Consider the following 22404-nt stretch of genomic DNA (forward strand, 5'->3'; position numbering starts at 1 on the left):
CTTGCAGTTCCCCGGACCGCTTCAAAGGGACACACGTCCCGGAACATCGGCCCAGTATCCATGCGGTCTTACACCGTCTTTTCGCCTATCGCCTTGCGCAGGAAACCTCCCGCGTTGGCAAGCGCCTTACGTGCTTCCTCGACGCCCATGCCGGTGATCGTCACCAGGATTGCCAGTTTTACATCATTGCCGGTCTGGTCGAGTGCCTGTCGTGCCTGCTGTGCGGCGCAGCCGGTCGTCTGCATCACGATCCTGACCGCCCTGGCGACAAGCTTCTTGTTGCTTGGATTGAGGTCAACCATCAGGTTCTGATAGCTCTTGCCGATGCGGATCATGCTGGCGGTAGACAGCATGTTGAGCACCAGCTTTTGCGCGGTTCCCGATTTCAGTCGGGTCGAGCCGGTGAGAACCTCCGGGCCGACCACCGGAGAGATGGCAATGTCGGCTATGCCGGCAATGGTCGATCGCGGATTGCAGGACAGCGCCACAGTGGTCGCTCCCACCTGCTTGGCATAGGTCAGGCCGCCGATGACGTAGGGCGTGCGCCCGCTGACAGCGATGCCGACCACCACATCGTCGGCGGTCAGCTTGATGTCCTGCAATGCCTTTACACCCTGTTTCGGGTCATCCTCGGCGCCTTCCGCGGAGCGCACCAGCGCGTCGTCGCCGCCGGCGATCAGGCCCACCACCATGTCCTCGGGTACGCCGAAGGTCGGTGGACATTCCGAGGCGTCGAGGACGCCGAGCCGGCCGCTGGTGCCAGCGCCCAGATAGACAAGGCGCGCACCCTTCTGGAACGCGCTGACGATCCGGTCCACGGCAGCAGCAATCTCAGGAATGACCTTCTCGACGGCGGCCGCAACGCCTTTATCTTCGTCATTGATCTTGCGCAGCACCTCGATGGTCGGCAACAGGTCGATGTCGATGGTTCTCGGGTTGCGGTCCTCGGAAACCAGCCGCTCCAACTCCGACATCAACCCGTGTTCGACCACTTGCTTACTTTCAATCTGCCGTGAGCGGGAACGCGATGCCGTGCCGGGCAGGCGACCGGCTGTCTTGTTTCTGCTTAGTTAACTTTTTAGAATTCGGTATTCCCGGTGTCAACGGATTGTAGGAATAAAATATTCCTCTTTGAGTAGCGCGTTACTCGCCGCAAAGCGACTTTCTGGCCAGGATTATGGCTCCCGAAACCGCATCGCCGTCGGCCGGCTTCAGCCGTCGGCGGACGTCGGGAGCGAGCCATGGCTCAAGCGGGCTGGACAACCCTCCGAGCAACGTAACCCGCGGCGCGCCTTTTTCGAACAGCACCCGCACGAAGGTCTCGATCTGCTCGGCAGCGCCTTGCACGATCCGCCGACCGGCCGGATCGCCCTGGTCGGCATGGCGGATCACCATCGGCGCCATGGCGGCATAGTCCGTCGCACTGGCGCGGTCCATCCAGGCCACCGCCTCGAACGGGTCGTCCTTGAAGCGCTGCATCACCTCGGCCAGCAGCGCGGTCCGCTCGTGCCGGCCGTCATGGGCGCGCAAGGCGAACTGTACCGCTTTCAACCCTAGATCGGCGCCGCTTCCCTCGTCGGAAATCGGAAAACCGTAGCCGCCGACACGCAGGTCGCGCCCTTCGACAAAGCCGAGCCCGATCGAACCGGTCCCGGCTATGACGATGGCGCCGTCCTGGCCCGAATGCGCGCCCAGGCAAGCCGCGACGCCGTCGCTGACGAAGTCGAGACTTGCAAAGGGATGGGAGATCGCACGAAACGCCTCAAGCGACCCCTTGCGGCCGATGCCGGCAAGACCGACGCCGGCACGGATCCTGGCGATTTTCGTCGCCGTGAACCCTGCCTCTTTGATCGCAGCATCAAAGGCTTTGGCAACGGAGGCCCAGGCCGCCTCTATACCGATCCGCGTTGTCGCCGGACCTGAGAGACCTTGCCCGAGCACGGTTCCCGCCTCGTCTTCGATACGCGCCCGACAGCCGGTTCCGCCGCCATCGACGCCCAGGAAATAATGCGAAGACGCCGCGCCGGCACTCATCCACTTATCCGCTCGATCTGGGCGCCGCAAAGCCGGAGCTTGCGGTCCAGCTGCTCATAGCCGCGATCGAGATGATAGACGCGGTTGATCGTCGTCTCGCCCTGGGACACCAGCGCTGCCAACACCAGCGAGACGGAGGCGCGCAGGTCGGTGGCCATCACTTGCGCGCCCTTCAGCTTCTCGCCTCCGCGCACCAGCGCCATGGTGCCTTGCAGCTTGATGTTGGCACCGAGCCGCATCAGTTCAGGCACATGCATGAAGCGGTTCTCGAAGATCGTCTCACGCAACAGCGAAGCGCCCTCGGCACAGCACATCAACGCCATGAACTGCGCTTGGAGATCGGTCGGAAAGCCCGGATAGGGCTCCGTCGTCACATCGACGGCTTTGAGCGGCCCGTCTCTCGATACGATCAGCCCGCGGTCGCCCGGCCAGATTTTCACACCGGCTGTTTCGAGCAGCTGGACGACGGATGCCATGTGCTCGAGCCGCGCGTGGGTCAGCTCGAGCTGACCGCCGGTGATAGCCGCCGCGACGGCATAGGTGCCGGCCTCTATCCGGTCCGGGATGATGTCGTGCGTGGCGACGCGCCAGCCTGTGCCGCCCTCTATCAGGATACGGTGCGTGCCGGCGCCCTCGATCCGCGCGCCCATGGCGTTCAAGCAGGCGGCAAGGTCGGCCACCTCCGGTTCGCGCGCCGCATTGAGGATCTCGGTTTCGCCCTTTGCAGTCGTCGCTGCCATCATCGCCGTTTCGGTCGCGCCGACCGATGGTGAGCTCAAAACGATACGCGCGCCTTTCAGTCCGCCCGGCGCGGACGCGACGATCAGCCCGTTTTCGATCGCAATGTCGGCGCCAAGTGCGGCAAGTGCGGCGACATGCATGTCGACCGGCCGTGCGCCGATCGCGCAGCCGCCGGGTAGCGAAACCCTGGCGTGGCCGAAGCGGGCAAGCAGCGGGCCGAGCACCAGCACTGTCGCGCGCATACGCCTGACGGTATCGTAGGTTGTCTCCTTGGAGACGGCAGCACTGGTATCGATTGTGGCGGCATGCGCCGATCTGGTGACTTCGGCCCCATGAAGGCCGACGACGCCAAGCATGTTGTCGACGTCGGTCACCGCAGGCAGGTTGGTCAGTTGCAGCGGATAAGGGCTGAGCAACGCCGCCGCTATTTGCGGCAAGGCCGCGTTCTTGGCGCCGGAGATCGTCACCGCGCCCTCAAGCCTGTGCCCGCCGGCGATCCGCAATTTGTCCATGGCTCTGACCTAATCCCGAGCTGTCGGTGTGTCTACGATCTTTCATGGCCGAATCGTCGACATGCCCGAAGGCTGGGCCACAACCGCACCAGTCGAGATTTGATGGTTCATTCTTCGCTGTCAATCAGAGACGGAATAATTTATTCCATGGCTTGGCATTGTCCGTGACTGGCAACAGGTGAACGCATGTCCATCCTGAAGAAAATCGAGGCCAAGCTCGAAATCATGGCGCCCGGCGACCGCGAGATCGGTCGGTATATCGTCGATAATCCCGACCAGATGCTGCGCCTGTCGACGGCGGCGCTTGCCGCCGAGATCGGCCGCAGCCAGTCGAGCGTCGTCAAGTTCAGCCAGAAGCTCGGCTATTCCAGCTATCAGGAGCTCAAGCTCGCCGTCAGCGAGGCCAAGTCGCAGGAATGGCACGTGCCGGCCGGCATGATCCACGGTTCGATCGAGGTCGGCGACAGCTATCTGGTCATCCTGCGCAAGCTGATCGGCAGCAAGCTTTTGTCGATGCAACAGACGGTCGCGGCCAACACCGAGCAGGAAATCGGCAGGGCCCTCGAGGCGCTGAACGGTGCGCGCCGCATTCATTTGGCAGGCGTCGGCGCATCCTCGCTGGTGGCGCGCGATTTCTCATACAAGCTGATGAAGCTCGGCCGCAACGTGTTGCACGACAGCGACAGCCACGTGCAAATGGCCAATGTCTCGACGCTTGGACGAGGTGACGTGCTGTTCGCGCTCTCCTATTCCGGGGCGAGCATCGAAACCTTGCGGATAGCCGAACTTGCCCGCAATCGCGGCACCACCGTGATCGCCGTCACCGGGCTTCGCGACAATCCGCTGAGCCGGGTTGCCGATATTCGCCTCCACACGATCGCCGATGAAGAGCGCGCGCGCTCGTCATCGATAACCGCGCGTGATGCGCAACTGACGCTAACCGACCTGCTGTTCATCCTGCTTGTGCAGAAGCAGCCTGACGCCAACGAATACGTCCACAACAGCGAATTGGCCGTCTCGGTGCTGAAGGCTTAGCTGTCTTCGGCGTTAAGGCCTCTGTTCCTCCCTGATGCTGCACGTCGACAAGAGCAGGTTTCGTCCTTTGAAGAGCCGCGGGAGCGCCGATTTGGTCAAACGCCGCCATGGCAACCGATGTTGACAAGATCATCTGTTGTTTCATACATCGAGTTCAGCCTCGAATTTGGCGGGCCAGGTGAGACGATGGACGACCTTGGAGCACAAGAACAAGCGGTTCTCGACCTCATTGCGGCGAATCCGTTTGCCGGCCAGCAGGATATTGCAACCGCGCTCGGCATTGCCCGCTCGACGGTCGCCGCCCACGTCGTGCAACTCATCAACAAGGGCTACATTCTCGGCCGCGGCTATGTCTTGCCGGCGTCCAAACGTATGGTCTGCATCGGCGGCGCGGTGCTCGACCGCAAATACCACGCCAAGAAGGATCTGATCTTCGAGACATCGAACCCGGTCGACGGCTATCGCAGCTTCGGCGGGGTTGCCCGCAACGTCGCCGAAAACCTTGCCCGCCTCGGTGTCGACATAAGCTTCGTCTCGATCGTCGGCGAGGATGAAACCGGCCGCGCGCTGGTGCGGCATTGCGTGATTTCGGCGCCGATGTCAGCCAGGTCATCACCACCACGGAGCGGCCGACGGCCGAATACGCGGCCATCCTCGACCGCAACAACGATCTCGTGCTCGGCATCGCCGACATGGAGATCTTCGATCTGTTTTTGCCGTCCTATCTCGACCGTTTCTGGCCGCATCTGGCTTCGGCGACATGGGTGTTCATCGACTGCAACCTGCCGGCCGCGACCATCGCAGCGCTGATCTCGCGCAAGCACGGTGCGCGCTTCAAGCTCGCAGTCGACACGGTATCGGCGCCGAAATCAGCGCGCCTGCCGAAGGACCTGACCGGCATCGATCTTCTGTTCACCAATCATGACGAGGCCAATACGATGCTCGGCATGACGGATGCCGACAGGCGGCTGACGCCGGAGGAAGCAGCAGCAGCGCTGCGCGCGGCCGGCGCTGGCGAAGTGATCGTGACTGTGGGTGCGCATGGATTTGCCGTTGCGACCGAGAGCGGTGTGACGGCCATGCGCTCCGTCCCAGCGCAGGCCGTCGACATCACCGGCGCCGGTGACGCGATGATCGCCGGCACCCTGTACAAGGTGCTTTCGGGTGAGCCGGTCGCTCATGCCGTGCGCACCGGCGCGCTGCTTGCCACACTGACCACCGAGAGCGAATCCAGCGTCCACCCCGATCTGTCGCCGCGCTTCCTTGCCGCCGGCATGTACCGCATTCCTGCCTGAAAGCGAGATGATATGAAACCTTCCCTTGTCCATTTGAACGATGAAGTCGCTGCTGCGCTTGATAAAGGCCGCGCGGTGGTGGCATTGGAATCGACGATTATCACCCACGGCATGCCATATCCGGCCAATCTGGAAACTGCCCGTGGTGTCGAGACCGTGGTGCGTGAAGACGGCGCCGTGCCCGCCACGATCGCAGTGGTCGCCGGCAAGATCAAGGTTGGCCTCGACGACCGGGAACTGGAAGAGCTGGCAGCGGCAAAGGGCGTGGTCAAGGCTTCCGGGCGCGATCTCGCCGCAATCATGGTGCGCGGCGGCTCGGCCGGAACCACCGTCTCGGCGACGATGCGGATTGCCGCTTTAGCCGGGATCGGTATTTTTGCGACCGGCGGCGTCGGTGGCGTGCATCGCGGCGCCGAAGCCACTTTCGATATCTCCGCTGACCTGACCGAACTCGGCCAGACCGGCACGACCGTCGTCTGCGCCGGGGTTAAGTCGATACTCGATATTGCGAAGACGCTGGAATATCTGGAAACTCAGCGCGTGCCGGTCATTGCCTATGGGAGCGATGATTTTCCGGCTTTCTACACCCGCTCCAGCGGGCTCAAGGCCGACCATCGCCTCGATACCCCCGACGAGGTCGCGCGAGCCATGCTGCTGCATGACGAGATGCAATCCGGCACCGGCATTCTCGTCGCCAACCCGATTCCCGAAGCGGACGCGCTCGATCCGGCGTTCATCGACGGCACGATCGCAGCGGCCGTTGCTGAGGCCGAGAAGCGCGGCATCGGGCGCAAGGAACTGACGCCGTTTCTGCTCGCCCGCATCAACGAGCTTTCACAAGGCCGCAGCCTGAAGGCCAACATCGCGCTTGTCCGCAACAACGCCGCGCTCGCTGCCCGTATCGCAGTTGCGCATGCGGAATTGAAGGGCGCGACCAGATAGAGACAGCGTCCGGCCAGCGCTACGTGTCTTCGATTTCAGCCCGGCGCGAGGTTGAAGATGCGCCCGGCATTGAGGATATTGTTCGGGTCGAAGGCTGCTTTCAGGCGGCGCATGGCCGCGATCTCGGCGTCGCTGCGCACCAGATGCAGCCATTCCTTCTTGTCGAGGCCGATGCCATGCTCGGCCGAAACGCCGCCGCCAGCCGCGGCCACACCTCGGTAGATGATCCCGTATGCGGCCGCCGGATCCACGGTGCGGACCTGGTAATGCAGGTTGCCGTCGCCGAGATGGCCGAAGACGTAGATGTCGGCGCTCGGGTCGACGGCTTTGATAGCGGCTTCCGTCTCGCGCAGGAAAGTCGCCATTTTCGCCAGCGGGATGCTGACATCGACGCTAATCAGGCCTGCTATCGAAAACAGAAAACGGTTGGCCTCCTCGCGCACCGCCCAAAGCGCCCGGAATTCGCGCGGCGATTGCGAGGCGACGACGTTGTCGATCAGGCCATCTTCAACCGCCTGCATCAGCACCGCGGCGAAGCGGTCGCCGTCGCGGTCCGGCTCGCTGCCCTGTATCTCGGCCAGCACATAGACGGGTGAGCCGACCGGCAGCGGCGCCGGCGCCTCCATGCCGGCGATCATGGCGCCATAGAGGGGTGCGAGATTCACCTCATAGGCCGAGAGCAACGGCCCAAGCTTCTGCCGGAGCTGCGCAAGCAGCGCAATCGCCGCATCGAGCGATGGAACTGCGCAGAAGGCATTGACCTCGGTGGCAGGTTTGGGATGCAGCCGCAGGCAGGCGCGCGTGACCACGCCGAGCGTGCCTTCGCTGCCGATGAAGAGCTGGTTGAGGTCATAGCCGGAATTGTCCTTTGGCAAGCCCTTGAGCGACGTGAGCACACTGCCGTCGGCAAGCACCGCCTCCAGCCCAAGCACCTGCGCCCGGTACATGCCGTAGCGCAGCACGCGGATGCCGCCGGCATTGGTGGCGACATTGCCGCCGACGGTGGCCGTGCCGCGCGCGCCGATGTCGACGCCGAAAAGCAAGCCGGCCGCATCGGCCGCGTCCTGCACCATTTGCAGCGGCGCGCCGGCCTCGGCGACGATCGGCGCCGCCTCGCGGTCGGGCGCCGCGACCGCCGTCATGCGCTCCAGCGACAGCACCGCCTCGCCGGGCTGAATGCGCGCCGCGCCCGCAAGACCGGTGCGGCCACCCTGGACGACGAGCCTCTGCCCGGCCTCGTTGCACAGGCGCAGAATGTCCGACACCTCGCCGGTCATGCGTGGACGCAAGACGATTGCTGGCGGCGCGCCGTCCTTGCCGTCGGGATCTTCCCGGTAGCGTGGTCCGGCCTCCTCAGCTGAGACAATCGCTGACCTGTCAAGCCGCTTTTCCAGCCGCGACAGAAGCTCGGCAATTTTCTGCGACATGTGGCTCAAGGACATGAACGGCCCGGGCGCGTCGACGCGGCCGGGAGAGGGAAGGGCGAGGGCTGTGAAAGCGGCCGTGGCTGATTTCTACTGTTCAGCAAATGTGGGGAAAACCGCCGAGAATACAGCCGGTTGCCTTCGCCATGCGTCGCTCCTGTAACCGGTCGACCATAGGCGCGGCCGGCTGTTTGTCAAACCTTTGACCGCAAGCGCTTGCCTGCGGCGGCCCAGTATTCTGGACGAGGCAAACGCTCACTCATGCATCCCAGGCGCCTCAGCCTCGGCGCGAATGAGCTTGATGTCGGCTCCCGCCGCCCAGGCGCCGATATCCTCCCGCCGCAGTGCCGCCGCCATCATGTCCGGAAACAGATCCGGCGTGCAGGCGAAGACCGGAATGCCAAGTGCCGCGACCGAACCTGCCATCGCTGGATTATAGCCGGGCCGTCCCTGATCGGTCAGCGCCAGAAGCACGACGACATTGACGCCGGATCGAACCAGCGCCGCCAGCCGCCGCAGCAGTTCCTGGCCATTGCCGCCTTCAAAGAGGTCGGTGATCAGCACCAGATGCGACTTGGTGGGCCGCTCGATACGGTCGGCGCAATAGGCGATTGCCTGGTTGATGTCGGTGCCGCCGCCGAGTTGCACGCCGAACAGCACTTCAACAGGATCGCTGAGTTCTTCGGTCAGGTCGACGATTGCGGTATCGAAACAGACGAGCTTGGTGCGCACAACCGGCAGCGAGGCCATGACCGCTGCGAAGATCGAGGCATAGATCACCGAACTTGCCATCGAGCCGGACTGGTCGACGCACAGAACCACCTCGTCGAGATCGACCAGCCGTCGCTGCTTGCGTATGAAACCAACCAGCTTCTCCGGCACGATAGTCTTGTGTTCGGGTTGGTAGTGGCGAAGGTTCGCCGAGATGGTGCGCTGCCAGTCAATATCGCGCGAACGCGGGCGGTTGGTGCGCCTCGACCGGTCGAGCGCGCCTCGGATTGCCTCGACTGTCTTCTGCTCCAGCCTCTGCATCAGCTTGGCCACGATATCGGCGATGATCGCGCGGGCGATGTCCTTGGTCTTGGCAGGCATCACCGAGCGGAGCGAAACCAGGTCGGCGACCAGATTGACGTCCGCCTCGATCGCCTTCAGGAACTCCGGCTCCATCAGCATCTGCTTCAGGTTCAGCCGTTCGAAGGCATCTTTCTGGACGATCTGGACGACCTGCGCGGGAAAGAAAGAGCGGATGTCACCCATCCATTGCGCAACGCGCGGCGCCGAACGGCCTAGCCCGCCGCGCCGTTTGCGCGGGTCGGCAGCGGCATTGGCGCCGTCGCCGTATAACGCGTCAAGAGCCGCCGAAAGCCGTTTGTCGTCGCTGGAAAGTGCCGCAGATGTCTCATCGTCGGCGCCGATCGTCAGACGCCAGCGGCGCTCTCTTCCGCCATCGGGCGATGGTGCGCCGGTTTGGGTCGCCTCTGCCTCGTCGTCCATCGTTATGTCCCGCTCTTGAGCAAAGGTCCAAGCCGCTCCAGGTGCCGACGCCAGGCCTCGCCGCCATCGGGCGCCGGTATCAGGCCGGCCGGCAGCCGAGCGGCGCGGCCGAGCACCGCTTCAATCAACCGCCGGCGCTCCATGCTGTCCATATTGGAGAAGACGCGGCGCAGCAGCGGTAGATGCGCGATGAAAGCGTCCTCGTCGAGGGACTTCAGCCACGCATCAACCGCGCCGCGCAGACCTTCGTCATAGATCAGCCGCTGACCGGCAGTGCTGAAGAAGCCTTCGAAGAACCCGGCCGCTTCAATGACAGGAGTCCCCGGTGACAAGCGTCGCTCGAGCAGTCCGGCAGCGTCCTCGGCGGAAAGCCGGCCAGCTTCGTAGAGCAGGTGCGCGGCGCATCCTGCCGGCAGCGCCGTCGACCGCGATCCCTCCACCACGGCAGCCAGTCCGTTACGCCATCCGTCCAGTACGTCTTGCCCGGGCTCGACCAGTCTGATCGCCTCATCGGCCTTGCGCATCGCACCGACCAGCGTCGCGGCGGCTTGCTCATCCAGATCGCGTACAGCATAGGGAAGCGCGATCGCACCTTCGACGATCAGCCGCTCCATGAGACCGGACAGCCGGTTCGTCTCCGTTTTGCGGGCCTCGCCGTAACGGATGATGTCGGCGAGGGGCGGCACAGACGCCAGGATCTCCAGGCATTCGCTGCTGCGCGCCGCTCGCGCCTCGAACGCCGCAAGGCCGGCAGTCGATGCTTCCGACAGGCTTGCCGTGATCGCGTTCTGCACCAATGCCGCAAGCGTATCGAGCGTCGCCGCCGTTTCGATCATCTGGATCAGGCGGGCATTGGCAGCCTTTTCGATGGTCGGCCCGTAGATCAGGTTCTCGACCAGACGAACGGCATATTCCGGTTCCCACGCCAGGGTCCACCGCTCGCGGAAGGTGCCACGGCTGCGACCGGCATCGGTCAGTCTGCCCCAATGCACACCAAGCACGCTCAGCCGATGCAGCAATGTCGAGCGAAACAGCCCGCTTTCGCTGCGCAGGTCGACGGACAGTTCGCGCTCCAGCGCCTCGGGCTTCAGCCGCGCCGCCTTCTGGTTGCGCTGCAGATCCTCGATCAATGGCGCCAGCGGCGTGTCGGGCGGAATTTCACCGACGTCCGCACCCAGAAGCAACTCGGCCTCGACCAGCCCCCACAGCAACGCTTCGCCATTGAACAGGGCCGCGATCGCGGCGTCGCGCAATTCCTCGAACCCGGGCTTCGGCCGTTCGCGAATGGCGGCGAGCGCGCGGGCGAGCCGCTCCGCTTCGATCAGCGAAGCGGTCGAGACCAGATGGCCCTTCGCCCGCAGCAGCGCCGCGATCATGGCAAGCCACAGGGTTGCCGCATCGCGCCGACCGCGCGTGCGCCAAAGATGCTTGCACCAGCCGGGCGCGACGACGCCCGCGCCATAGCCGTATCCCAGCGCCAGGCGCGGTCCGGTCCACGGTGCCCATGTCATTGTGCTCTTGCGCCGGGCAATTCCCTTGATCGGGACCTGATCGTTTTTCTGAGTGTGGGTGGCCTGCAGCGCCGGCACATGCCATGCTCCGCAGACGACGGCGATCGGCCCCTCGAACTGCTTACGCGCCTTGGCGATTTCGAGCCGCATATGCGCCTCGCGCTTGGCTTCGAACTGCGCGATCGGACCCTCACCATTCCGCAGTGTCGTCATCGCATTGGCGATGGCCGCAAATATCGGGCCGGGTTCCGGGTTCTGTTCAATGATGTCCGACCACCAGCTTTCGCCGTCCTCATAACCGGCGGCGTGCGCCAGCATGGCAATCGGATCACGCGGAAGCGCAGCCGCGTCACCATCCTCGGGGGCTTGGGTAGCTTCGGTCGCATCGGTGTCCTCCGCGCCACCGATCGCAGCAGTGGTGAACCGTGCCGACGATGGCAGGTCGATAAACTGCAACGTCGCCTTATTGCCCACAGCCCAAAGCGCCGCCTGGTATTCGGGCGAGAACTCGGCAAAAGGCCAGAAGCTTGTCGAAGCCGGATCGTCTTCCGGATAGCAAAGGAGCGCCACCGGCGGCTGCATTTCGGGGCGGGCCAGCATGGGCAGAAGCTCAGAGGCGTCGATCGGCCCCTCGATCAGCACGGCGACCGGGTTCAAATCCTGCAGTGCCTGCAGCAGGCTGTCGGCGGAACCCGGCCCGTGATGGCGTATCCCGAAATAGGCAATGTCGTCGTGGCTCATGGCGTCAGATCGCTGCGTTCAGCGCCGCGTAATAGCCCGCATAGTCGGGGCGCTTCTTGAGCACCGTTTCCAGATATTCCTCGAGCACCACCTTATCCTGCACCGGATCCTTCACGATCGCGCCGACAAGGCTGGCGGCGAGACCTTCGGCGCCGAGCTTGCCACTGTCGAACCACGCCGCCTGGCTGAGCCCGCCAACCATCGTGGCGATCGCTTCTGCGGTCGACAGCGAGCCGGAAGGAGTCTTCAGCGTCACCTTGCCGTCGGCAGTCGCGCCGGAGCGCAATTCGCGAAAGATGGTCAGCACACGGGCGATCTCCTCGCCGACATTTTTTGGCACCGGCAGGTCGAGTCCGCCAGCCATCTCATCGACCCGTTTGGAGACGATCGCCACCTCTTCGGCCATGTCTTCGGGCAATGGCAGCACCACGACATTGAAGCGACGCTTGAGCGCCGAGGAGAGCTCGTTGACACCTTTGTCGCGGTTGTTTGCCGTGGCGATAATGTTGAAGCCGCGCTGGGCGTAGATCGAGGTGTTCAATTCCGGGATCGGCATCATCTTTTCGGAAAGCACGGTGATCAGCGTGTCCTGCACGTCCGAGCCCATGCGGGTCAGTTCCTCCAGCCGGCAGAGCTTGCCGTTCTGCATGGCTCGGTAGAGCGGCGTCGGCACCAACGCTTCCTGGCTCGGGCCTTTTGCCAGCAGCTGCGCATAGTTCCAGCCATAGCGGATCTGGTTCTCGTCGGTGCCGGCCGTGCACTGCACGATCAGCGTCGAGTCGCCCATGATGGCGGCGGCAAGATGTTCAGATACCCAGGACTTGGCGGTTCCGGGAACGCCGAGCAGCAAGAGTGCACGGTCGGTGGCGAGCGTCGCTACCGCGGTTTCCATCAACCGGCGGCGACCGACATATTTCGGGGTTATCAGTGTGCCGTCGCTAGCCTTGCCGCCGAGCAGATAGGTCAGCACAGCCTGTGGCGACAGGCTCCAGCCGGCAGGTTTTTGCCTGTCGTCACCGCGCGCCAGCGCCTGCAATTCAGAGGCATAGGCCTGCTCGACCGGGAGACGGATGGCAGCGTTCATATGAATTCTCCGGATTGATCATGTGTCGGTTCGAGACTGATGTTCGGCCAGCGCCGCGTTGAGACGCAGGAAACTGAGTGATGGGGCGGCGGGCGGCATACCGGCAGCGACGACCTCGTCGATCAATTTGGCCGCTGTGGTCGCTGTGGCAAGGTAGCCGATCGTTTCCAGTATATCGTCAGCGCCCCGCCGCACGGCTTCGTCGTTTCCCGCAACGGCGGAACGCAAAGCGGGAAGAGCTGACCCGTTCGAAAGATCGTCCCATTCCAGCCAGCCAGCATCAATGCCTTCCGCCAGATTGATCGCGCTGAGGTAATTTGCTTGCTTGAGGATCAGCCGGACGAGAGCCCGTTTCCTGCGGCTGTCCAGACGCGGCACAAGGTGCAACACGAACAGCGCCGGTTTGCCGCCTTCGGTGACAAGCATGTCCGCCATATGCGTCACCGCCGCGTCGCTCCCAGAAGCGGCGACCATTCGGGCGATCAGGATATCGGCGTTGTTGTCGGCGCCGAACTGCCAGGCTCCGATGAATTCGGGTTCCGTGATGCCGAACCGTCTGGCGAGGTCGACCAGATTGCAGGTCTCGAACAATTCGGCGCGGCGCTTTTCCTGCGCCGGGGATTTGAGTTTCGCCGGCGTGTAGGTGGTCCGGCGGCGGATGAAGCCGGATTTGCCTTCGCCGATGAAGACGGCGAGTTCGACTGCTGGATCCTCCGCCCCGCCTTCGCTTGAATGGCCGTGCTCGCCCAACCTTGCCAGCAACCGGCCAGCCAGGTCCTGCACCTTGCCGGAACGGTCGGTGGCAAGGCTTTTCAGGAACGGCGCGTCCTCGGCATAGAGGCCGAAGCGCATAAGTTCGATGAGCGCAAGCCTGACCTCCGCAGGTTCGCCCGAGGCCTTGGCCTCGATCAGCATTCGCGCCGCGGCCGGTTCGCGCCGGCGCATATCGGCCAGCGCGATGCGGCGCGCGGCGGGATAGAACTCATCCCAATTTTCCGCCGTGAGTTTCTCTTGCGGGGTGTGTCTTTCTCCATCCACGCTGGCTTGCCAGTCGATCCATGGAGCGTAGACATCCGGGCTGTTCTGATCCGACGAGGGCATCCAGTCCATTGGGTGGAGCACGAAGCCGCGGCTGGCGACAAGCGTCACCACGCGCGTCTTGCGCCTTGCGTCGGCGGCTTGTTTCAGGGCGGCGCGCAAAAGCGGCCGCAACCGCTCCGGCAGCATTGGCAAGGCAAGCCCGGGCAGCGGCGGCCGCCGCTTGAGCGTCTTCGGCGCCGCCGGCCGCAAGGCGACGTCGAGCGCTTGCGCTGCAATTGCCAGGAGCCGGCGCTCCTGCTCGTCGGGACTTGCGCCGCCTGCGATTGCCTTCCAGGCGGCCGGAGCCAGATCGAAGGTGGCTCCGCCGGTGATCCAGCAATCGCGCATGGTCGCCAGGCCTGTTTGCTCGCCCTCATTCACGACAGGTCAAGCCTCCCGAACCCGCTTTGAGCCGCCAGAAGGTCAAGCCGAGCGCCGTCCCAGAGCGCTGCCGTGGCGGCAAGGTCGAGGCCGAGCAATGTCTGATTGACGGCGCCACTGATCGGCAAGGCGAGCCCTTGCGGATCATCGGCGGCCTGCCACCAGGCTGCGCCCCGATCGTCGACCAGGATCGCACCGGGCGGCAGCATGAGAGGGCTATCTGTGAGCCAGGGAGCGGCATCCTGATGGCACACATGCGCAGCCAGCGGATCCTTGGCGACGCCCAGGGTAAAATCGGGCCACGGGCCCGATGCGACGTCGCCCATGCGTTCTGCCACCAGCGCCCGGAGTGGCCGGCGTGATGGATAAAAGACCAACCGGGCATTGAAGCGATCGCCTGGCGAGAAGGCGTTGGATCGGCGTCCGGCCGAGGCGGGAAAATAATCGAGCAGCAGGGCAAATTGTGGTGTGGAGCTTTTCAGATCGAGCAGCCATGTCGAATGGCTGACCAAACCATCCCGCCGGGTCTCGATCTTCTCGCCGACAACCTCCCAGAGACTTTCGACTTGCATTGCATCGGGATTGGCCAGCACCTGTTCGCGGGTTTCGGATGTCGATACAAGCCTCTTCAGCTCGGGATCGTCGGGCGCCGACCGCCAGGCCTTGGCCAGCAGCACGAGCTTGCCGAGTTCGCGGATCGCCGCATCCGGTCGTTCTTCGCTGCGCAGCGCCATCAGCCGCGACGGAATCTCGTCGATACGGCCGGCGAGCGCCGCTGCCTTCATATCGACCAGCCGCGCAGCAATCCGCCGGCAACGGTCGCTGCTGGCGTCGAGAAACCCGGAAAGACCGAGCCGCAACTGGTCGGCAATCCACTGGTCGAGTTCATCGAGCGCCGCCGACACTGCTTCTCGTGTGCTTTCCGCCCGCTTGCGCTGCGCCGCCTCGCGACGCTCGACCGTTGCGTTATCTTCAACGGCGGCGCTCTCGTCCGCCCGTGCGGCTTCGCCAATGCTCTTGGCTTCCGCGCCCGGTGCCGGTTGCTGCACCGGCTGTGACGCCGTCTTCCTGCGTCGGCCAAGCCAGTCATTCACCCATTCCGGCGTCGTATCGGCAGCGGCAAAACTGGCTGGCGCGGTGGCGGCAATCCACATCAGGGCCAGCGTGTGCTTGCATGGGAATTTGCGCGAAGGGCAGGTGCATTGGTAGCCGTGATCACCCGTGTCGACCACCACTCGATAAGGATTGGAGCCGGAGCCCTGGCATTCGCCCCAGATGAGCGCCTGCTGCTCATGCTTTTCGAGCCGCGGCCAGTTCGTTCGTTTGGTGAGCTTGGAGGCGGCGCTCAGCGACGCCTGATCGGGAGCAAGCGCCTCAATGGTCTTCAGATCGAATTCCAAGCCGCGCTTCTCCCGCCCCGACGCAGTATAGATAGCGGTTTGTGACGACTTATTATAGCTCTGGCATGGTGAAGATTGGGCATGCCTTGGCCCTGTTTGATGGGCCAGGACATGCCTCAGACGCAAATGGGGTCGACTGTTATTCGGCAGACAGAACGGGCTTTGGTAGCCGGCGGCCTAGGCGGAAGCGTTCAGGCTCTGCCCTTCAGGAACTCGATCACCATCGCCGCGGTCCAGGTGAAGCGATTGCCGCCGAGCGGCTCGCCGCTGAAGGGACCGTAATATTCGGCAAAACCGCTCTCGGCGATCAGGTCGAGACTGGATTGCGTGATCCGTTGTGCGATTTGGCTGTGGCCGGCGGCGGCAAGGCCGTCGGCGATCATGTAATTGACCACCAGCCAGACCGGGCCGCGCCAGTAGCGCTTTGGGTCGAAGCGTCCATCGCCAGGATCGTGCGAGGGGACGATGTAACGCGCTTTGCCGGCGATGCGCTCGATCGTTGCAGCGATGGCCGCTGCCCGGCTTTCCGGAATGGCCGAAAACACCGGCAGAATGCCGCCGACCGACGCGCTGTCCACGAGCTTTCCGGCCACTCGGTCGAAACAAATGTACTGGCCATGTGTGTCGCTCCACAGCCGTTCCATCGTTGAAAGCCCCTTTTCGGCACGGGCGCGGTTGGCTTCTGCGATTTCGGTTTCGCCAAGTGCCTCGGCGAGATCGGCAAGGTCGGCGGCGGAACGGATCAGGATGGCGTTGAAGCCGGGATCGACGACCTGGAAGGGCGAGGCATCGTGCAGCCGGGTGTTGTCCCAACCAAGTTCGCGGAAATGCTGCAGCAGCCAGATATAGCGATCGTACTGGGCCCTGGTCGGTCGATGCGCAGGGTCGGCGTGCAGGATGTCGCGGCGGGTGTAGGGCTCGACGCCTTCGGTCGGCACGCGCTCGAACGCCTCGTCCCAGTCGATCGAGTTGTCGCGGCCGGACTCCCATGGGTGAATTATGGCGACCAGCCCTTCGCCGTTCGGGTCGCGATTTTCGTAGAACCAGCGGTGCCAGGCGTCGATCTTCGGCAGCAGCGCGCGGGCGCGCTCGGCCGCCAGTTTCTTGTCCTTGGCCTGATCGAACAGGCGGCGCACGGCAAAGCCGGCGACTGCCGGCTGGGTGATGCCCGAGGTGGCGGTCGGGCGGTCCGTTCGCCAGACCTCCGGCCCGGGGAAATAGCCGTCGCTCCAGACGTGGAAGACGATGTGCGGCACCATGCCGTCCGGCCACTGGTGAGCGAACAGCGTGTCGATCTCGGTCCAGGCTCGGGCCTCGTCATAGTGGGCAAGACCGAGGGCGGTCAGGCAGGAATCCCAATTCCACTGGAACGGGTAGAGGCCCTTGGTCGGTATGGTATAGGTGCCTTGGTCATTTTCCCTGAGCACCTCGACGGCGCGGGCGATGGTTTCGTCGACAGCAAGAGATATCATCGGGGCGTTCGTACTTTCAGGATCGAAGGGAGGATCAAAGGGCGTTCGTGGTTTCGGGATCGAACCAGCGGATGCGATCGGGTTTGGGCGAAAGCCGCAAGTGATCGCCGACGGCGACCGTGGCATTCGATTCGAGGATGGCGCGAAACAGGCCGCCCTCGACGTCGCAGGTGGCCAGCGTGTGCGGTCCGAGCGGCTCGACGACGCGCACGGTGGCGTTAATACCTTCGTTGCCGGCGTCCACATCCTCGGGGCGAATGGCGAACTCTATCGTCTGCTTGTCCGATTTGGGGCCGGGCAGCGTCAGGCCGGCGACGGTCCAACTGCCGTTCGCCGTCTTCGTCGCCGGGATGAAATTCATCGGCGGGTTGCCGATGAAGGAGCCGACGAAGCGGGCCGCCGGATTGCGGTAGACCTCTACCGGCGAGGCGGCCTGGACGATACGGCCCTGATGCATGACGGCGATGCGGTCGGCGAGGCTCATCGCCTCGACCTGGTCGTGGGTAACGTAGATGGTGGTGGTCTTGGACGCCGCCAGCACGCCCTTGAGCTCGGCGCGCATTTCGAGCCTGAGCAGCGCGTCGAGGTTCGACAGCGGCTCGTCCATCAGGATCACATCGGGCTCCATGGCGAGCGCGCGGGCGACGGCCACACGCTGGCGCTGGCCGCCGGAAAGCTGGCCCGAATAGCGCTTCAAAAGCTGCTCGATATGCATGAGCTCCGCGGTGCGGTTGACGCGCCCGTCGACCTCCTGCTGCGGCAGCTTCTTCATGCGCAGGCCGAAGGCGATGTTCTCGAATACCGTCAGGTGCGGAAAGACCGCGTAATTCTGGAACACCATGGCGATGCCGCGGTCGCGCGGCGGCAGATGGTCGACGCGACGGCCGCCGATCCAGACCTCGCCCTGGCTTGGCGTTTCCAGCCCGGCGACGATCCTCAGCAGCGTGGTCTTGCCGCAGCCCGAGGCGCCAAGCAGCACCATGAATTCCTGGTCGGTGATGGTCAGGTCGATCGAATGCAGCGCGGTGAAGCCGCCGAAACGTTTTGCCACCTGCTTGATGACGATCTCAGCCATCGGCGTTCTCTTTTGTGCGCGTCATCGATTGGCGATCCCCCACATGGCGAACAAATATTTGCGGACGGCGAAGATGAAGATCAGCGCCGGAATGACCAGTGCCGCGCCACCGGCAAATTTGAGGTAGAGCGGCGACTCGCCGAGGCTCTGCAGCAGGAAGGCGGTCAGCGTCCGGTTCTCTATGGTGAGCACTGCGGCGGCAAACACCTCGTTCCAGGAGATGGTGAAGGCAAACACCGCCGACGCCGCGATGCCCGGCAGCGCCAGCGGCAGAATGACTTTTCGGAATGCCTGCAATCTCGTGCAGCCCAGCGTCCAGGCAGCTTCCTCCAGCTCGACTGGGATGCCGGAGAACAGCGAGAAGGTGATCAGCACGGCAAACGGCAGCGCCAGCGTGGTGTGGACCAGCGCCAGCCCGATCGCGGTATCGTCGAGGCCGGTGCGGATGAACATCACCGCCAGCGGCAGCGCCAGCAGCGGCAGCGGGAAGGCGCGGGTCATCAGCACGAGGAAACGGAACGTTTCCTTGCCTGGAAAATCGAAGCGCGACAGCGCGTAGCCCGCGGGTGCGCCGAAGCCGATCGAGAGCAGCATCGTCAGCGTGGCGACGAGAACGGAGTTCCACAGCGCCTTGGCAACACCAGCGAAATTGATGAAGAAAGAAAGGCTGCCGAAATCGAATGACGGGAAGAAGCGCTTGGGAAAGGCGGTCACCTCTTCCGGCGACGACAGCGCGTTGACGATCAACAGATAGATCGGCAGCAGCACCCAGACGCAAAGCAGGATGACGGTGGCGACCAGCAACCAGTTGCCGGCTTTGCGGGCCTCAGGCGCCGCGATCGGGAGCTCCGCGACCGTGCTCATATCCGCGCTTCCTTCGGCACACGCAGCACCCGCAGGAAGAACAGCGTGAAACCGATCGAGATGGCGAGGATGAACAGCGCCATGGCGGCGGCGACATTGCGGTCCTGCAGCGTGAACTGCCAATTGTAGGTCTCGCCCATCAGCACCGGCAGATTGGTGCCGCCGAGTGCTGCAACCACGGCGAAGACTTCAAAGGCAAGGATGACGCGCAGGATGATCGCCGTCTGCAGGCTTGGGCGCAGCAGAGGCAGCGTGATCTTGATGAAGCGCTTCCACGGGCTAGCGCCAAAAACCTCCGCCGCCTCGTAGTATTCCCGGGGGATCAGCCCCATGCCGGCGACCAGAATGACCATCATGATGGCGGTCGCGCGCCAGATCTCGGCCAGCGCCACGGCGATGAAGATCGTCAGCTTGCTCTGGTAGCCGAGGAACATAACCGGCCTGTCGATGACGCCGAGATTGGAGAGCAAGGTGTTCAGGAAGCCGGACTGGTCGAAGATGGCGAGCCAGATCAGTCCGGCGGCGAGATCGGAAATGCCGAGCGGAATAGCGAAGATGTAAAGCGCAGCGCTGCGTCCGGTTTCAAGCCGCGACACCATCGTTGCCATCAGCAGCGCCATCACCAGTTGGATCGGCACGACGATGGCGCTCAGCAGCAGCGTGTTGCGGACAGTGACCGGAAACTTCCAGCTGCCCGCCATGGTGCGGAAATTGTCGAGCGTAAAGCCGCCGTCGCGGGTGAACGCCTCGAAGGCGACCAGCGCGAACGGGTAGAGGAAGAAGACGCAGAGGAACAGCGTCGCCGGCATCAGCAGCAGATAGGGAAGGGCCTTGCCGTGCATGGAGCGCTCTCTATTCGACGCTTGAAAACGGGTGGGCGCCCGGCGCGCTGGAAATCCGGACGCCCAGGGAGGATTCTTAGTCAACCGGGCAGGCGCCTTGCGATGGCTTGTCGGGCGCCCAGCACGGCGCCTTCGCCTGTTCGATGATCGCCTTCAGCGCCGTCGCCTGTTCGTCGAGCACGCCGTGCACATCCTCGCCGCCGAGCACGATGCGCTCGAAGCTGTCGGTGTAGATCTGATTGAACTTGCCGCCGAGGCCGCCAAGTCCCATCGGCAGCAGCGCCGGCAACGCATCGGGAGCTCCGGTCATGGTGGCGATCACTGGGCTGAAGGCCTTCACCGAGGCCGGCATGTCGTCGGGCAGCTTGACGTCGACGATGGGGAAGAAGTTTGTCGCCCTCAGCGTCGCGATCTGGGTTTCCGGTTTCAGCATATAGGCGACCAGCGCCTTGGCCTTGTCCATGTCAGGCGAGGTCTTCGGGATAGCGACACCGGCCACCACCGGCATGTAGCCGCGGCCTGCCGGGCCAGCCGGCGCCGGAAAGGCGACGAAGTCATTGGGTTTCTGGTTAAAGGCGTCGGCGAGGCGCGCCACGTGATCGAATGCCACCCAGACTTCGCCGGTCAGCAGCGGCTCCTGCATGAAGGCATAGTTGGTCGAATTCGGGTTGGTGTACTGCCACAACTCCTTGAATTTGTTCCACGCCGTCTCGGCCTCCGCCGAGCGGAACTTGGTCACCATCGAACCGGTATAGGACGGAAGGAGAAAACCCTCTAAGAAACGATGCTTCAGCCCTTTCGGGCCGGCCGGAAAACCGAACTTGGGCGAACCGGTCTTTTCAGCGATGTTTTTCGTCCACTCGATCAGTTGGTCATAAGTGATGGTGTTGAGATCGGTGCCGGCCGGCAGATATTGCAGCGCCTGTTTGTTTGCCGCCATCAGAAAGGTGGCCTGCATCCATGGCAGGTATTTCTGCTCGCCGGTGCCGAGCATGCCGAGCTTCTTGTAGGTGTCGTTGACCTTGACGCCACCGAGATCGACGCCAGAGAGATCGACAAGGTTCGCGCCGACGGTGGAGAAGTCTCCGTGCAGGCCGCCGAGCACACCTATGGTGCCGGAGCCGGCCTGCAGTTCGGCCTGAAGGCGGGTGAGCCAGGGCCCGTCCTCGGCGACCTGATAGTCGACCTGGCCGTCAAACCCCTTCAGCACTTCGCTGCGCATCTTCTGTGTCTCTTCCACTGGTCGCGCCTGTGTCGACCAGAACAACACCTGCTGGGCTTGTGCTGCGCCAGCAGCAAGCGACAACGCCAGCACCGCACCTGCCAATGTCCTCAACGCATTCATCGTCATCTTCCTCCCTGGTTGTGCGCCGCTAAGGCGTCAGTTCCGTCCTGTAGGTGCCGGGCCATGGCTTGCCCGCGAGACAAGTGTCGGCCGCACCAGCCGCGTCAGCGGCGTGGTCGGCCTGTCGCCGATGACGGTCAGCAGCATCTCGCCGATCTCGCGCGCGCACTGGCGGATCGAGGCGTCGAAAGTGGTCAGCCCCGGCGGCGCATAGGCGGAGGCGGCTATGTTGTCGAAGCCGATCACCGAAAGGTCGCGAGGAATGGCAAGTCCGGCGCGCCCCGCCTCTTCTATGACCGTCAGCGCCAGCTCGTCGAACAGCGCGACAATGGCCGTCGGCCGCTCGGCAGCGTGCAGCAGCCGGTTGATCGCCTGGATGCGGGCACCGCGATCGAAACGCGGCGCCGTCGCCACATCGAGCCTGACCGACGGATCGCCCCGGCGGGCGATCGCGGCGGCGAGCCCATCCTGCCTAAGATGGCGAAACGTCATCGGCTCGGAAATCGTCACCAGGCCGAAATGCCGGTGTCCGAGGTCGTAGAGCATGTCGAAGGCTTCGCCGAAAGCATGTGCGCCATCGGTATCGAGCCAATGGTAGGCAAAGTCGCCGTCGAGCAGCCTGCCATGCGCGACGAAAGGGAAATTGCGTTGGCGCAAATAGGCAAGCCGCTCGTCGACCTCGGCGATACGGGTGACGACGACCCCGTCGGCGCGGCCCGATTCGACGACATGGCGAAGCACGGAAAGTTCCGACTGGCCCTGCGCCGCTGCGGCCAGGATCAGGTCGGAGCCGTGCGAAACCAGCCCTTCGCCGAGCCCTGTGACGAATTCGCCGAGGAAGGAATCGACCAGATTGGGGCCGCGGATCGGCAGCACCATGCCGACAAAGCCGCTGCGGCCGGAGACCAGCGTGCGGGCTGCGGTATTCGGCACATAGCCGGCCAGGCGCGCGGCCTCGGTGACACGTTGGCGCGTTTTCAAGGCGATCTGCTCGTGGCCGGCAAGGGCCCGCGAAACGGTGGTGATTGACAGGCCGAGCTGCGCAGCAAGTTCCTTGAGGGTGGTAACGCGGGCCGGCATCGTTCCTCCCGAACGAAGTTTGAAACGTTTGTAATCACTTCAAGCGAAATTG

At 63.8% G+C, this 22404-nt stretch carries 17 protein-coding genes and 1 pseudogene; 3 read left to right on the forward strand and 15 right to left on the reverse strand.

Annotation, left to right across the window (positions count from 1 at the left end; translation table 11 throughout):
• Positions 1-68: 68 nt before the first annotated feature.
• The 3 genes from murQ to murA all read right to left on the reverse strand — a co-directional run bounded on the left by murQ (position 69) and on the right by murA (position 3287).
• A complete protein-coding gene (murQ, locus tag NKJ35_RS04700; protein ID WP_502904608.1) occupies positions 69-974 on the reverse strand; it encodes an N-acetylmuramic acid 6-phosphate etherase in 906 nt (301 codons plus the stop codon).
• A 169-nt stretch (positions 975-1143) separates the two neighbouring features.
• Positions 1144-2034, reverse strand: coding sequence for a glucosamine kinase nucleotide-binding domain-containing protein (locus NKJ35_RS04705; protein WP_352645322.1), 891 nt, complete (start codon positions 2032-2034; stop codon positions 1144-1146).
• Positions 2031-3287: a UDP-N-acetylglucosamine 1-carboxyvinyltransferase gene (gene murA / locus NKJ35_RS04710; protein ID WP_352645323.1), complete on the reverse strand. Its 1257-nt coding sequence runs from the start codon at positions 3285-3287 to the stop codon at positions 2031-2033. The genes NKJ35_RS04705 and murA overlap by 4 nt, the downstream gene beginning before the upstream one ends.
• Positions 3288-3473: 186 nt before the next feature.
• Here murA and NKJ35_RS04715 point away from each other — a divergent pair, with 186 nt between their 5' ends.
• The 3 genes and pseudogenes from NKJ35_RS04715 (at position 3474) to NKJ35_RS04725 (ending at position 6559) form a co-directional block, all read left to right on the forward strand.
• Positions 3474-4322, forward strand: a complete 849-nt coding sequence (locus NKJ35_RS04715) for a MurR/RpiR family transcriptional regulator (protein ID WP_352645325.1) — start codon at positions 3474-3476, stop codon at positions 4320-4322.
• A gap of 186 nt (positions 4323-4508) precedes the next feature.
• Positions 4509-5617, forward strand: a pseudogene (locus NKJ35_RS04720) (carbohydrate kinase).
• A gap of 12 nt (positions 5618-5629) precedes the next feature.
• A complete protein-coding gene (locus tag NKJ35_RS04725; RefSeq protein WP_352645326.1) occupies positions 5630-6559 on the forward strand; it encodes a pseudouridine-5'-phosphate glycosidase in 930 nt (309 codons plus the stop codon).
• Positions 6560-6594: 35 nt separating this feature from the next.
• Here NKJ35_RS04725 and NKJ35_RS04730 read toward each other — a convergent pair whose 3' ends face one another.
• From NKJ35_RS04730 to NKJ35_RS04785, 12 genes are all read right to left on the reverse strand, one after another.
• Positions 6595-7986: an FAD-binding oxidoreductase gene (locus NKJ35_RS04730; RefSeq protein ID WP_352645327.1), complete on the reverse strand. Its 1392-nt coding sequence runs from the start codon at positions 7984-7986 to the stop codon at positions 6595-6597.
• A 252-nt stretch (positions 7987-8238) separates the two neighbouring features.
• Positions 8239-9477, reverse strand: coding sequence for a VWA domain-containing protein (locus tag NKJ35_RS04735; protein ID WP_352645328.1), 1239 nt, complete (start codon positions 9475-9477; stop codon positions 8239-8241).
• A gap of 2 nt (positions 9478-9479) precedes the next feature.
• Positions 9480-11729 carry a DUF5682 family protein gene (locus tag NKJ35_RS04740; RefSeq protein ID WP_352645330.1) on the reverse strand — a complete coding sequence of 750 codons (2250 nt, stop codon included), beginning with the start codon at positions 11727-11729 and terminating at the stop codon, positions 9480-9482.
• Positions 11730-11733: 4 nt separating this feature from the next.
• Positions 11734-12813 carry an ATP-binding protein gene (locus NKJ35_RS04745; protein WP_352645331.1) on the reverse strand — a complete coding sequence of 360 codons (1080 nt, stop codon included), beginning with the start codon at positions 12811-12813 and terminating at the stop codon, positions 11734-11736.
• An 18-nt stretch (positions 12814-12831) separates the two neighbouring features.
• Complete coding sequence (locus NKJ35_RS04750) at positions 12832-14274, reverse strand: DUF5691 domain-containing protein (protein ID WP_352645333.1); 1443 nt, start codon at positions 14272-14274, stop codon at positions 12832-12834.
• Entirely contained in the window at positions 14271-15674 is a 1404-nt protein-coding gene (locus tag NKJ35_RS04755; RefSeq protein ID WP_352645334.1) for an SWIM zinc finger family protein, read from the reverse strand. Before NKJ35_RS04755 ends, NKJ35_RS04750 begins: the two co-directional genes overlap by 4 nt.
• A gap of 191 nt (positions 15675-15865) precedes the next feature.
• The gene (locus NKJ35_RS04760; protein WP_352645335.1) at positions 15866-17146 is read right to left on the reverse strand and encodes an amylo-alpha-1,6-glucosidase; all 1281 of its coding nucleotides are present in this window, start codon (positions 17144-17146) and stop codon (positions 15866-15868) included.
• 34 nt (positions 17147-17180) lie between these two features.
• On the reverse strand, positions 17181-18221 hold the full coding sequence (locus tag NKJ35_RS04765; RefSeq protein WP_352645336.1) for an ABC transporter ATP-binding protein: 1041 nt from the start codon (positions 18219-18221) through the stop codon (positions 17181-17183).
• A 21-nt stretch (positions 18222-18242) separates the two neighbouring features.
• Complete coding sequence (locus NKJ35_RS04770) at positions 18243-19085, reverse strand: carbohydrate ABC transporter permease (protein ID WP_352645338.1); 843 nt, start codon at positions 19083-19085, stop codon at positions 18243-18245.
• Positions 19082-19927, reverse strand: coding sequence for a carbohydrate ABC transporter permease (locus tag NKJ35_RS04775; protein ID WP_352645339.1), 846 nt, complete (start codon positions 19925-19927; stop codon positions 19082-19084). Before NKJ35_RS04775 ends, NKJ35_RS04770 begins: the two co-directional genes overlap by 4 nt.
• A 76-nt stretch (positions 19928-20003) precedes the next feature.
• Positions 20004-21278 (reverse strand): ABC transporter substrate-binding protein, encoded by a 1275-nt coding sequence (locus NKJ35_RS04780; protein WP_352645340.1) that lies wholly within the window; start codon positions 21276-21278, stop codon positions 20004-20006.
• A 30-nt stretch (positions 21279-21308) separates the two neighbouring features.
• Positions 21309-22352: a LacI family DNA-binding transcriptional regulator gene (locus NKJ35_RS04785; protein ID WP_352645342.1), complete on the reverse strand. Its 1044-nt coding sequence runs from the start codon at positions 22350-22352 to the stop codon at positions 21309-21311.
• Positions 22353-22404 lie beyond the last annotated feature (52 nt).

The organism is Mesorhizobium sp. M0136, from assembly GCF_040322515.1.
GTDB lineage: Bacteria > Pseudomonadota > Alphaproteobacteria > Rhizobiales > Rhizobiaceae > Mesorhizobium.